Raw genomic sequence first — 12,512 nt, forward strand, 5'->3', positions numbered from 1 at the left:
TGAAAAAAAGTGCGGCAGTTTATCAACTGACGACCCGCAGCGCTGTACCACTGAAAAACGCCTGGGCGTTTTCAGTCAATTGGCCAACGATCCGCTGCCGCGCCTCGCGACTGCCCCAGGCGTTGTGCGGAGTGACAATCAAGCGAGGGATGTCATCGGCCAGCAGTGGATTGCCGGCGGTTGGTGGCTCTACGCTCAGCACGTCCGTGGCCGCGCCGCCCAGATGACCGTTACGCAAGGCATCGGCCAGCGCTTGCTCATCGATCAAGCCACCGCGAGCGGTGTTGACCACAAAGGCGCCGGGTTTCATCGAGGCCAGTTCACGGGCGCCGATGAAGTGACGGGTGTGTTCGTTGAGCGGGCAATGCAGGGTCAGCGCATCGATTTGCGGCAGCAGTTCATTCAGCGGCAAACGATCCGGGCGGGCAGGGCGGCCGGGAATCTGTCCCAGCAACACGCGCATGCCGAAGGCTTCAGCCAACCGCGCCACGGCGCCACCCAGTTCACCGTGACCGAGCAGGCCAAGGGTTTTGCCTTCGAGTTCGACGATCGGGTAGTCCAGCAGGCAGAACTGTTTGGCCTGCTGCCAGCGACCTTCGCCGACGGCTTTCTGGTAATCCGCCAGGCGCGTCGCCAGGTTCAGCAACAACATGATCGTGTGCTGGGCCACCGACGGCGTGCCGTAACCCTGGCAGTTGCACACGGTAATCCCGTGGGCGTGGGCGGCGGCCAGATCGACGTTATTGGTGCCGGTGGCGGTGATCAGGATCAACTTGAGTTCAGGGCTGGCGGCAATGGCGGCGGCATCGATCAGGATCTTGTTGCTGATCGCGACGGTAGCGCCCTTGAGGCGTTCGATCACTTGGTCCGGCGTGGTCTGGGCGAACAATTGCAAGTCGCTAAAACAGTCGCGCAAAGGCGTCAGGTCGAGGTCGCCCAGATCCAGGGACGGATGGTCGAGGAAAACGGCGCGGCGAGAGTTCGTCATCAACTGTACCTTTTGTGCAATGAACTGAAGGCGTAATCTGCCGAGCCTACCAGATGAAACAAATGGTTACTCATGGCCTGGGCCATACGCCGAACCTTGTGGGAGCGAGCCTGCTCGCGAAGAGGGCATGTCAGTCGAAATTGATGTTGCCTGGCACACCGCTTTCGCGAGCAGGCTCGCTCCCACAGGGGTGAGATACCCCAAGATTTTCACTTTGACCGATCTGCCCCAGAGGAGCCCCCCATGTACTGGACAGAATTCTTGACCGTTGCCCTGATTCACCTGCTGGCCGTGGCCAGTCCCGGCCCGGACTTTGCCGTGGTGGTGCGTGAAAGCGTGACCCACGGGCGGCGTGCCGGGACCTGGACTGCGCTGGGTGTGGGCACGGCGATTTTCCTGCACGTCGGTTATTCGCTGCTCGGCATCGGCCTGATCGTGTCCCAGTCGATCGTGCTGTTCAACGCCTTGAAATGGGCCGCCGCCGCGTACCTGCTGTACATCGGCTTCAAGGCCTTGCGCGCGCAACCGGCCAAACCGGTGGCGGACGATCTGCACAAGGAAGTCGGTGAGCGCACCGCCCGTGGCGCCTTCACCTCGGGTTTCGTGACCAATGGCCTGAACCCGAAAGCCACGCTGTTCTTCCTGTCGCTGTTCACCGTGGTGATCAACCCGCACACGCCGCTGGCGGTGCAGGCCGGCTACGGGATTTACCTCGCCTTCGCGACGGCGCTGTGGTTCTGCCTGGTGGCGCGGCTGTTCAGCCAACAACGGGTACGCGCCGGTTTTGCCCGTATGGGCCACTGGTTCGACCGGACCATGGGCGCGGTGCTGATTGCCATCGGCGTGAAACTCGCGTTCACCGAGATGCATTGATCCGGTAGGCGAACGGCCTGCCGGTGATGGCGTCCCCAAAATCGCCTTCGCCGGCAAGCCGTGCTCCTACAGAAGCGGATTGAGTTCGCTCAATTTGTTCAGCGCGTTCAGATATTCCCGGGGATTCTCCCCCAGCAAACGGCGAAACATCGCGCTGAACGCCCGGGCGCTGCCGTAACCCAGATCCCGCGCCACGCTCTGCACGCTTTCTCCGGCGAGCAGGCGGGGCAGGGCTTCCATCAGGCGCAGTTGCTGGCGCCAGGCATTGAAATTCATCTTCAGTTGTTGCTGGAACAGCCGCGCCAGGGTGCGTGAACTGGCACCGACCTGCTGTGCCCAGTCTTCCAGAGTGTTGGGATGATCGGGTGTGCGCAGCAGCGCCAGGCAAATGCCTTGCAGGCGCCGGTCCTCGGGCATCGGGATATGCAGGGGAAGGTTTTCCAGGCCGGCGATTTCTTCGAGCATCAGGCTCTGGATTAACGGGTTTTCCGCGTGTTGCGGACCTTGCACCGCACGCAGGATCAGTTCGCGCAGCAACGGCGTGACCGCCAGCACACAGCACTGTTGCAGGCTCGGCGGCGACAGTTCGGCGGCGATGAACAGCGAACGCATGCGCACCTCGCCGGACATGAAAATCTCGTGCTCCACCAACGGCGGAATCCACACCGCCCGGGTCGGTGGAATCACCCACGCACCGTGCGCCGTGACCACCCGCATGGTGCCGCAGACGGCGTAGAGCAATTGCGCTTCGCGGTGTTGATGCAATTCCTGATGAGCGCCATCCACATAATCCCGTGGATAAGCGCTGACCGGGCCGTGCAGGAAGTGGCTGATTAACATGTCAGATCCGATGACTTTGTTGTCAGGATTACGCTTTTTCGCCAACTTAGCATAAGCCGCTCACTACAACGTAAAGCGTGCCGCGATGAACCAGCCCAGAAATATCATCCGCTACATCAACGCAGCCCATGTGATCGACCACATGTTCATGCTGATTTTCCCCGCCGCCATCCTTGGCATGACCCAGGCCTTTGCCCTGGACTACGCCGCCCTGATCGGCCTTTCACTCGGTGGCTTCATTGCGTTCGGCGCGTGTTCGCTACCGGCCGGTTGGCTGGGGGATCACTGGAGTCGGCGGCAAATGATGCTGGTGTTTTTCTTCGGCATCGGTGCTTCGGCGATCTTTACCGGGTTGAGCAGCAGCGCACCGATGCTGGTCCTCGGCCTGACGCTGATCGGGATTTTCGCCGCGATCTACCACCCGGTCGGCACCGCGATGCTGGTGGCCTATGCGCAGAACCGTGGCCGGGAAATCGGTATCAACGGCATGTGGGGCAATCTCGGCGTGGCATTTTCGGCGCTGATAACCGGGTTGCTGGTGGCGCAACTCGGCTGGCGTTCGGCGTTCATTCTGCCGGGGGTGGTGGCGATTGCCCTGGGCATCGGGTTTGCCTTGCAGGTGCGGGAAGAGCCGATCCCCAAGCGTCCTCACTCACCGCTTAAAGGCGCGGCCGGCCAGCGGATTTCGATGGTCATGGTGTTCGGCGTACTTGCCCTGGCCACGGCCACCGGCGGTGTGGTGTTCAACGCCACGACCATGACCTACCCGAAACTGTTTCAAGAGCGCCTGCACGATCTGTTCGCTTCGCCGCAAACCCTGGGCGTCGTAGTCAGCCTGGCGTATGCCTTCGGTGCCGTGGCGCAATTGAGCATTGGCCGGGTGTTGCATCGGTTCAGCCTGAAATGGCCGTTCATTGTGTTGACCCTGTGCCAGGCGCCGCTGCTGTTCGGGTTGGCCTACGTCGACGGCTGGGCCGTGATTGCGCTGGGCGCGGCGTTCATGTTCGTGGTGTTTGGCCAGGTCACGGTGAACGACGCGATGGTCGCCAACTTCGTCGCGCCGCAATGGCAATCCCGGGTCTTCGCCCTGCGTTACTGTCTGTCCTTCGGCGCCAGTGCGACGGCGATTCCGCTGATTTCGTTCGTCGAACCGCGCCAGGGATTTGTAGGGCTTTACCTGATATTGGCGGGTTTCGCGGCATTGACCTTCGTGTCGGCACTGGTTTTCCCACGCACACCGTCTGAGGCTGCCGTAGGACAAACGGCGTAAGCGGTGACGATATCCTGCAAATGCTGGCGCAAAGCTAGCATTTGTACGGTTCTGCAAATCATACCTTTGGCTGATTTGGTTGGCGTATAACGGCTCTAGAGTGCTTCTCTCCAAAGCCAAGACCGTGCAGTCAGAAAAGGGATTCTTATGTTGCAGACTCGCGTTATCCCGCCCGCCGAAGGCGCCTACCAGTATCCGTTGCTGATTAAACGACTGCTGATGTCCGGCGCTCGTTACGAGAAAACCCGCGAGATCGTGTACCGCGACCAGTTGCGCTACAGCTATCCGACCCTGATCGAACGGGTCGCACGCCTGGCGAATGTGTTGACAGCGGCCGGGGTCAAGGCCGGCGATACCGTGGCGGTGATGGACTGGGACAGCCATCGCTACCTGGAATGCATGTTCGCCATCCCGATGATCGGCGCGGTGATCCACACCATCAACGTGCGCCTGTCACCGGAACAGATTCTCTACACCATGAACCACGCCGAGGACCGCTTCGTGCTGGTCAACAGTGAGTTCGTGGGCCTGTACCAAGCCATTGCCGGGCACCTGACCACGGTCGAGAAAACCCTGCTGCTGACCGACCTGCCGGAAAAAACCGCCGACTTGCCGAACCTCGTCGGCGAATACGAGCAACTGCTGGCCGCCGCCAGCACTCAGTACGACTTCCAGGATTTCGACGAAAATTCCGTCGCGACCACCTTCTACACCACCGGCACCACCGGCAACCCGAAAGGCGTGTACTTCACCCATCGGCAACTGGTGCTGCACACCCTGGGCGTGTCGACCATCATGGGCGCCATCGACAGCGTGCGGTTGTTGGGTACCAACGACGTCTATATGCCGATCACGCCAATGTTCCATGTGCACGCCTGGGGCTTGCCGTACGTGGCGACGATGCTCGGGCTCAAGCAGGTTTACCCCGGTCGCTACGACCCGGAATACCTGGTGGAGTTGTGGCGCAAGGAGAAGGTCACCTTTTCTCACTGCGTGCCGACCATCCTGCAAATGGTCCTCAATGCCAAAGGCGCCCAGGGCACCGATTTCGGCGGCTGGAAAATCGTCATCGGTGGCAGTGCGCTGAACCGTACGTTGTACGAAGCGGCCAAGGCCAAAGGCATTCAGTTGACGGCCGCTTACGGCATGTCGGAAACCGGGCCGTTGGTTTCGTGCGCTCACCTCAATGACGAGTTGATGGCGGGCACCGAAGACGAACGCACCACGTACCGGATCAAGGCCGGGGTGCCGGGGCCCTTGGTGGAAGCGGCGATTGTCGACACCGACGGCAACTTCCTGCCCGCCGATGGCGAGACCCAGGGCGAACTGGTGCTGCGGGCGCCGTGGCTCACCGAAGGGTATTTCAACGAGCCGCAGAAGGGCGCCGAGCTCTGGGCCGGCGGCTGGTTGCACACTGGCGACGTGGCGACCCTGGACAGCATGGGCGTGATTGATATTCGCGACCGGATCAAGGACGTGATCAAGACCGGCGGCGAGTGGATTTCCTCCCTGGACCTCGAAGACCTGATCAGTCGCCACGTAGCGGTACGCGAAGTAGCAGTGGTGGGCATCGCCGATCCGCAGTGGGGCGAGCGGCCATTTGCCTTGCTGGTGATCCGCGAAGGGCATGAGATCGGGGCTCGTGAACTCAAGGAACACCTCAAGCCGTTCGTTGAGCTGGGGCACCTGAGCAAGTGGGCGATCCCGAGCCAGATCGCCCTTGTTACTGAAATTCCCAAGACCAGCGTCGGCAAGCTCGACAAGAAGCGTATCCGCCTCGACATCACCGAATGGCAGGCCAACAACAGCACCTTCCTCTCGACGCTTTAAGCGTTTTCCAAGCCCTACTGGCGTGCCCGAAAAGGCACGCCAGCCCCACCAAGCAAGCGCTTGGCTTGTGAAATCCGAATTTTCAGCCATCCTTGCCGTGCCGACATGTGTCGGACTGGCGAAAGGACTGTTCCAGAGTGGCCGGCAGCTGCAAATCACACTTTAGAGGGATCAAGCAGTACTACCTGCTGGCTATAGTCCGCTCAAGGATTTTTAAGAACGGAGCAAACGCACAAACGGGGCGATGCACACTGGGATCGAATTCGGGACGCCTTGGCTTCCGGTCATCCACAACGTTTTTAAAAGTACTCACTGCCATAACAATAATGCACATGGAGTAGCGTCGATGACATCAGTAAACCAGTTCTGGCGCCGGGCGAAACTGCCCCTGGCGGTCAGTCTCGCCTCTTCGCTCGCCGGGCCTGCATTCGGCGTCAGTTTCAACGTCGGTGAGATCGAAGGTCAGTTCGACTCATCCCTGTCGATCGGTGCCAGTTGGTCTACTCAGAGTCCCAACAAGAACCTCATCGGCGTCAACAACGGCGGCCATGGCCTGTCCCAGACGTCAGATGACGGTCACGCTAACTTCAAGAGTGGGGAAACCTTCTCGAAAATCTTCAAGGGCATCCACGACCTTGAATTGAAATACGGCGACACTGGTGTGTTCGTCCGTGGCAAGTACTGGTACGACTTTGAACTCCAGGATGAAAGCCGCGAGTTCAAGGACATCAGCAACAACAATCGCAAGGAAGGCGCCAAGTCTTCCGGCGGCCAGATCCTCGACGCCTTCGTCTATCACAATTACTCCATTGCCGATCAGCCGGGTTCCGTGCGTCTGGGCAAGCAGGTCGTGAGCTGGGGTGAAAGTACCTTCATCGGCGGCGGCATCAACTCGATCAACCCGATCGACGTGTCCGCGTTCCGTCGTCCAGGTGCCGAGATCAAGGAAGGCCTGATTCCGGTCAACATGTTCTACGTGTCCCAGAGCCTGACCGAGAGCCTGTCGGCCGAAGCCTTCTACCAACTCGAGTGGGACCAGACCGTTACCGATAACTGCGGCACGTTCTTCTCCCAGCCGGACATCATTTCCGACGGTTGCGACAACAACCTGCGTGTACTGAACAAACGCTCGCAGATCCCGGCCGTGGCCTTGGGTCCATTGGCTGGCGCGGGTGTCGACGTCAACGAAGAAGGCGTGCTGGTGCGCCGTGGCGGCGATCGTGACGCCCGTGACAGCGGTCAGTGGGGCGCGTCCCTGAAGTACATGTTCGATCCGCTGGACACCGAGTTCGGCGCCTACTTCATGAACTACCACAGCCGTGCGCCGATCTTCAGCGCCACCGGTGCCCCGCAGTCGGTCTATAACACCGCGCGTGCCTTGCCAGGGCCGTTCGCGGCACTTGCGCCACTGTTGGTGGCGGGCAACTCGCAGTACTTCGTCGAATACCCGGAAGACATCCGTCTGTACGGCTTGAGCTTCTCCACCACCCTGCCTACCGGTACGGCGTGGAGCGGTGAGATCAGCTACCGTCCGAACGCGCCGGTGCAACTGAACTCCACCGACATCCTGTTCGCCGGTGTACGCCCACTGGGCGGTGCCTTGTCCAACGCGTCCTTGCTGACCGGCGTGCCGGGCCAGGACCTGCACGGTTATCGCCGCAAGGAAATCACCCAGTTCCAGACCACCCTGACGCACTTCTTTGACCAGGTCATGGGCGCCAGCCGCCTGACCCTGGTAGGTGAAGTGGGCGTGACCCACGTCGGCGGCCTGGAAAGCACGTCCGATGTCCGTTACGGCCGTGATCCGGTCTACGGTCCGGGTGAATTGCCGGCCACCGGCGGCACCGATACCTGCGCCAACATCCTCAACGCCAGCACCATCAACGGCGCCGGCCCTGGTTCGCCACAGAACAACCGCAGCCGCAACTGCACCAACGAAGGCTTCACCACAGCCACCTCGTGGGGTTATCGCGGTCGGGCTATCTGGGAATACAACGACGTGTTCGCCGGTGTGAACCTCAAGCCTAACGTGGCCTGGTCCCATGACGTCAGCGGTTACTCGCCTGGCCCTGGCGGCAACTTCGAGGAAGGTCGCAAAGCCGTGAGCCTGGGTGTCGATGCCGAATACCAGAACACCTACACCGCGAGCCTGGCCTACACCAACTTCTTTGATGGCAAGTACACCACCGTCGATGACCGCGACTTCGTTGCGCTCAGCTTCGGCGTGAACTTCTAAGCACTGCTTTTTCAGGACGAACACACATATGAAAATAACAAAGAGTCTGTTCCACGCCGGTGTTCTGGGGCTGTCGCTGCTGGCGACAAGCGTCATGGCAGCGGTGCCTGCCGCTGAAGCGGACAAGCTGGGCAAGAGCCTGACCCCGATGGGCGCCGAGATGGCGGGCAATGCCGACGGTTCGATCCCGGCCTGGAAACCCCTGGCGAAGAATGCCGGCACCGTCGACAGCAAGGGCTTCCTGTCCGACCCGTACGCCAGTGAAAAGCCGCTGTTCACTATCACCGCGCAGAACGTTGACCAGTACAAAGAGAAGCTTGCCCCGGGCCAGTACGCGATGTTCAAGCGCTACCCGGAAACCTTCAAGATGCCGGTCTACCCGTCCCATCGCGGTGCCACCGTGCCGGATGACGTGTTCGCCGCCATCAAGAAAAACGCCACCAACACCAACCTGGTGTCCGGCGGCAACGGCCTGGAAAACTTCGAAACCGCCGTACCGTTCCCGATTCCGAAAAGCGGCGTGGAAGTCATCTGGAACCACATCACCCGCTATCGCGGCGGCAGCGTGACGCGTCTGGTGACCCAGGCCACGCCACAGCCGAACGGCTCGTTCAGCCTGGTGTACTTCCAGGACCAGTTCGTGTTCCGCGACAAGATGAAGGATTACGACCCGAAAAACCCGGGCAACATCCTGTTCTACTTCAAGCAGAAAGTGACCGCGCCGGCACGTCTGGCCGGTGGCGTGCTGCTGGTGCACGAAACCCTCGACCAAGTGAAGGAACCGCGTTCGGCGTGGGTTTACAACGCCGGTCAGCGCCGTGTGCGTCGCGCCCCGCAAGTGTCCTATGACGGGCCGGGTACTGCGGCCGATGGCCTGCGTACCTCCGACAACCTGGACATGTACAACGGTGCGCCGGATCGCTACGACTGGAAACTCGAAGGCAAGAAAGAGATGTACATCGCCTCCGACAGCTACAAACTCGACGATCCGAAGCTGAAATACGCCGACATCATCAAGGCCGGTCACATCAACCAGGACCTGGCTCGTTACGAGCTGCGCCGGGTCTGGCATGTGGTTGCAACCCTGAAGGAAGGTCAGCGCCACATCTATGCCAAGCGTGACTTCTACATCGACGAAGACACCTGGCAGGCTGCGGTGATCGACCACTACGACGGTCGTAATCAGCTGTGGCGCGTTGCAGAAGCCCATGCCGAGAACTACTACGACAAGCAAGTGCCGTGGTACGCCCTGGAAACCCTGTATGACCTGCAATCGGGTCGCTACCTGGCGCTGGGCATGAAGAACGAAGAGAAATCGGCGTATGACTTCGGCTTCACCGCCACCACCAGCGACTTCACCCCGGCCGCACTGCGTCAGGATGGTGTTCGCTAACACGCTGTAGACAGAGGCCGCATCCTCGAAAAACGCCCCGACTGGTTCGGGGCGTTTTTTTTGGGCGCTGCGAAAGGTGTGGTGATGCTGATGGCCTCTTCGCGAGCAAGCCCGCTCCCACAGGGAACGCGTTCCTCCATGAGAATACGGTCAACTGTGGGAGCGGGCTTGCTCGCGAAGTAGGCGACTCGGTCTGTCAGGAAAACAACATCGCGGCCCTGACACCTTTGGATGTAGTCTTTTTGTAGCCATTTGTAGCAACAACCTTCAATACCTCTTCGTTTACCGCTAGTCTGCGGACATCTGCAACGCCGCCAACAGCATTTCAAACAAGAGCCGGCCATGACTGATCTGTCCCCACTCCCGGGTCCTGCAAGCGTTGCCGTCGCGGCACTGGACGGGCGTTTCTTCCGACCCCCGTTGCCTGACGGCCATGTGCTGCGACCTCGCTTGTGCGAACGCCTGAGTGCGGGGCTGGGTGGTCGGTTGCTGCTGGTCAGCGCCCCGGCGGGGTTCGGCAAGAGTTCGCTGGCGGTGGAATTCTGCCAGGGCCTGCCGGCGCACTGGCAAAGCCTGTGGCTGGGGTTGAGCCCGCGGGACAATGATCCGGGGCGTTTCCTGGAGCGTTTGCTCGAAGGTCTTCAGGACTATTTCCCGCAACTGGGCAGCAAGGCGCTCGGGCTGTTGAAAATGCGCCAGCGCCATCAACCGTTTGCCTTCGAAGAGTGGCTGGACGGTTTGCTGGATGAACTGGCCGTGCACCTCTCGCCGAGCACACCGTTGTTGCTGGTGCTGGATGACTACCATTTGGCCCAAGGGCCGGTGCTCGATCGCTGCCTGCAATTCTTCCTCAATCATTTGCCCGATGGCCTGCTGGTCATGGTCACCAGTCGGCAACGTCCCGACTGGCACTTGGCGCGGCTGCGTCTGTCGCGGCAATTGCTCGAACTGCATGAGCAAGACCTGCGCCTGACCCACGACGAAGCCCTGACCCTGCTCGATCGCCACAGCAGTTCATTGCGCGGCGAGGCGCTGGAAAACCTGATCCAGCGCAGCGAAGGCTGGGTGGCCGGCCTGCGATTCTGGCTGTTGGCGGCTTCCGAAGTCGGTAGCGAGGGTGCGTTGCCGCAGTCGCTGCACGGCGGGGAAGGGCTTATCCGCGATTACCTGCTGGAAGAAGTCATCGATTGTTTGCCCGCCGAAGTGCAGTCATTCCTGTATGACACTGCGCCTCAGGAGCGTTTTTGCAGCGAGCTGTGCGACGCCGTGCGCGAGGCCCACGACAGCGCGGAAATCCTGCGCTTCCTGCTGGCCCATCAGGTTTTCCTGGTGCCGCTGGATGAGCACGGCCACTGGTATCGTTATCACCATCTGTTTTCCGACTTGCTGCGCACGCGACCCAAGACCCAGGCCCTGGTGCCGGCGGCCAGCCTGCATTTGCGTGCCTGTCGCTGGTTCAATGCCCAAGGGTTGCTTGATGAGGCGGTGGAGCAGGCCTTGCGCGCCGGCCACCTGGATGTCGCGGCGAACCTGGTGCAAAACCTGTCGGAAGAACAACTGCTGGCGGAGCAAAACGTCGGCATGTTGCTGCGCTGGAAAATGGACTTGCCCGACAGCCTGCTGATCAGCACGCCACGGCTGATCGTGCTCTACAGCTGGGCGCTGGGGCTGGCCTGTCAGTTGGATGCCGCCGAAGAGCTGGCCAATCATTTGAGCCGCTTCCTGCCGGCGCCATCGGCCACGGCGCAGAAGTCCATGCTCGCCCAATGGCTGGCCCTCAGCGGCATCATCGCCCGGGGGCGCGGCAATCGTGAACTGACGCTGCTCTATTGCACCGAGGCGCTGGAGAGCCTGCCGGCCAAACGCTACGGCCAGCGCCTGATGTGCCTCTCGACCTTGTCCAACCTGGCCATTGCCGATGGCGACTTGTGGCGTGCCCGGGGTTTGAACCGTGAGTCCCTGGAACTGGCGCAGCGCGTCGGCAATCCTTTGTTCGAAGCGTTGGCCCATTACGACCGCGCCCGGGTGTTGCAGGCGCGAGGGGAAATCCTGCGCTCGCTGGATGAAGTCCGCCAGGGCCTGCAACGCCTGCATGGCTTGTCACCGCAACGGCTCTACGCGGTGCGGGCCAGATTGATTTTGTACGAAGGTTTCCTGCTGGCCCTGCGCCTGCAACCACTGGCGGCCCGTTTGCGTTTGCAGGCGGGTTTGAGCGAAGCCCGGGCCTGTCGCGATATCAGCGTCTTGATCGGCCATTGTGTGATTGCCAGGCTCGAGGGCAGCAGCGGCGAATTCGCCAAAGCCTTCGCCGAACTGGCCGAGGCCGAACGGCTGATGCACATCTGGGATGTCCCGCCGATCTACTACCTGGCGATGATCACCCTGGTCAAATGCGAACTCTGGCTGGCCCAGGGCCGCACCGACCTGGCCGAAGCCTGGCTCGTGCGATTGGGCCAGACCTACAACGGCGAGCGCGCCGCCGCACCACCGGAATTCCATCCACAGCTGCCGCTGCACATCGAATTGCAGCAAGCGCTGCTTGATGCGATTCAGGGCCAACCGATGCTGGCGGAAGGGCGATTGAATGCGCTGCTGGAGCATGGACAGCAGACGGGGCGGCAGATGCTCAGCGTGATGGCGCTGACGCAGAAAATCACATTATTGCTGGCGGGCGGACGTGAGCCCGAAGCCCGCAAGGCGTTGGCGCAAGCGCTGGAAGCGGCGGCCGGTGGTGTGCTGCAACCGTTTGACGGATTGCTGGCCGAGCACCCGGACTGGCTGCGTGGGCAACTGCAACTCTGTGCGCCGACAGCGGTTTCGCAAAACCTTGTAGAAAAACTGCCCGCCGCAATTTCTCGTCCGGCGCTGGAGTTATCCCCAGGCGCGGAAAACCTCAGCACCCGTGAGCTGGCGGTCCTGCGACTGATCGCCCAAGGATGTTCTAATCAGGAAATCAGCGATCAGCTGTTTATCTCGCTGCACACCGTGAAAACCCATGCCAGCCATATCAACAGCAAACTGGGCGTCGAGCGACGCACGCAGGCAGTGGCGCGGGCGAAGGAGTTGGGACTGCTGGTTTAGC

The 12,512-nt window shown here is 61.1% G+C and carries 8 protein-coding genes; 6 read left to right on the forward strand and 2 right to left on the reverse strand.

Annotated features, from left to right (window positions below; all coding sequences use genetic code 11):
• Positions 1 to 22 precede the first annotated feature (22 nt).
• Entirely contained in the window at positions 23 to 988 is a 966-nt protein-coding gene (locus ACIQY3_RS31465; protein ID WP_403027833.1) for a 2-hydroxyacid dehydrogenase, read from the reverse strand.
• Between the two features lie 243 nt (positions 989 to 1,231).
• On the opposite strand from ACIQY3_RS31465, the gene ACIQY3_RS31470 reads away from it, so the two are divergent.
• The gene (locus ACIQY3_RS31470) at positions 1,232 to 1,861 is read left to right on the forward strand and encodes a LysE family translocator (RefSeq protein WP_403027835.1); all 630 of its coding nucleotides are present in this window, start codon (positions 1,232 to 1,234) and stop codon (positions 1,859 to 1,861) included.
• A 66-nt stretch (positions 1,862 to 1,927) separates the two neighbouring features.
• Here the strand turns inward: ACIQY3_RS31470 and ACIQY3_RS31475 are convergent, their stop codons facing one another.
• Positions 1,928 to 2,701, reverse strand: a complete 774-nt coding sequence (locus ACIQY3_RS31475) for an AraC family transcriptional regulator (protein ID WP_403027838.1) — start codon at positions 2,699 to 2,701, stop codon at positions 1,928 to 1,930.
• 85 nt (positions 2,702 to 2,786) lie between these two features.
• Here ACIQY3_RS31475 and ACIQY3_RS31480 point away from each other — a divergent pair, with 85 nt between their 5' ends.
• From ACIQY3_RS31480 to ACIQY3_RS31500, 5 genes are all read left to right on the forward strand, one after another.
• Positions 2,787 to 3,971, forward strand: a complete 1,185-nt coding sequence (locus ACIQY3_RS31480) for an MFS transporter (protein ID WP_403027841.1) — start codon at positions 2,787 to 2,789, stop codon at positions 3,969 to 3,971.
• Positions 3,972 to 4,118: 147 nt separating this feature from the next.
• Entirely contained in the window at positions 4,119 to 5,801 is a 1,683-nt protein-coding gene (locus ACIQY3_RS31485; protein WP_403027844.1) for a fatty acid--CoA ligase, read from the forward strand.
• 346 nt (positions 5,802 to 6,147) lie between these two features.
• Positions 6,148 to 8,037 carry a DUF1302 domain-containing protein gene (locus ACIQY3_RS31490; protein WP_403027846.1) on the forward strand — a complete coding sequence of 630 codons (1,890 nt, stop codon included), beginning with the start codon at positions 6,148 to 6,150 and terminating at the stop codon, positions 8,035 to 8,037.
• 28 nt (positions 8,038 to 8,065) lie between these two features.
• Positions 8,066 to 9,430: a DUF1329 domain-containing protein gene (locus ACIQY3_RS31495; RefSeq protein ID WP_054045606.1), complete on the forward strand. Its 1,365-nt coding sequence runs from the start codon at positions 8,066 to 8,068 to the stop codon at positions 9,428 to 9,430.
• Between the two features lie 342 nt (positions 9,431 to 9,772).
• The gene (locus ACIQY3_RS31500; protein ID WP_403027850.1) at positions 9,773 to 12,511 is read left to right on the forward strand and encodes a LuxR C-terminal-related transcriptional regulator; all 2,739 of its coding nucleotides are present in this window, start codon (positions 9,773 to 9,775) and stop codon (positions 12,509 to 12,511) included.
• Position 12,512 lies beyond the last annotated feature (1 nt).

It is taken from the genome of Pseudomonas sp. NPDC096950 (assembly GCF_044762525.1).
Lineage (GTDB): Bacteria > Pseudomonadota > Gammaproteobacteria > Pseudomonadales > Pseudomonadaceae > Aquipseudomonas.

What these genes read in the sequence shown, in the direction of transcription:
- ACIQY3_RS31465 (WP_403027833.1), bottom strand. Translation starts at nt 988, where the DNA reads ATGACGAACTCTCGCCGCGCCGTTTTCCTCGACCATCCGTCCCTGGAT.
- ACIQY3_RS31470 (WP_403027835.1), top strand. Translation starts at nt 1,232, where the DNA reads ATGTACTGGACAGAATTCTTGACCGTTGCCCTGATTCACCTGCTGGCC.
- ACIQY3_RS31475 (WP_403027838.1), bottom strand. Translation starts at nt 2,701, where the DNA reads ATGTTAATCAGCCACTTCCTGCACGGCCCGGTCAGCGCTTATCCACGG.
- ACIQY3_RS31480 (WP_403027841.1), top strand. Translation starts at nt 2,787, where the DNA reads ATGAACCAGCCCAGAAATATCATCCGCTACATCAACGCAGCCCATGTG.
- ACIQY3_RS31485 (WP_403027844.1), top strand. Translation starts at nt 4,119, where the DNA reads ATGTTGCAGACTCGCGTTATCCCGCCCGCCGAAGGCGCCTACCAGTAT.
- ACIQY3_RS31490 (WP_403027846.1), top strand. Translation starts at nt 6,148, where the DNA reads ATGACATCAGTAAACCAGTTCTGGCGCCGGGCGAAACTGCCCCTGGCG.
- ACIQY3_RS31495 (WP_054045606.1), top strand. Translation starts at nt 8,066, where the DNA reads ATGAAAATAACAAAGAGTCTGTTCCACGCCGGTGTTCTGGGGCTGTCG.
- ACIQY3_RS31500 (WP_403027850.1), top strand. Translation starts at nt 9,773, where the DNA reads ATGACTGATCTGTCCCCACTCCCGGGTCCTGCAAGCGTTGCCGTCGCG.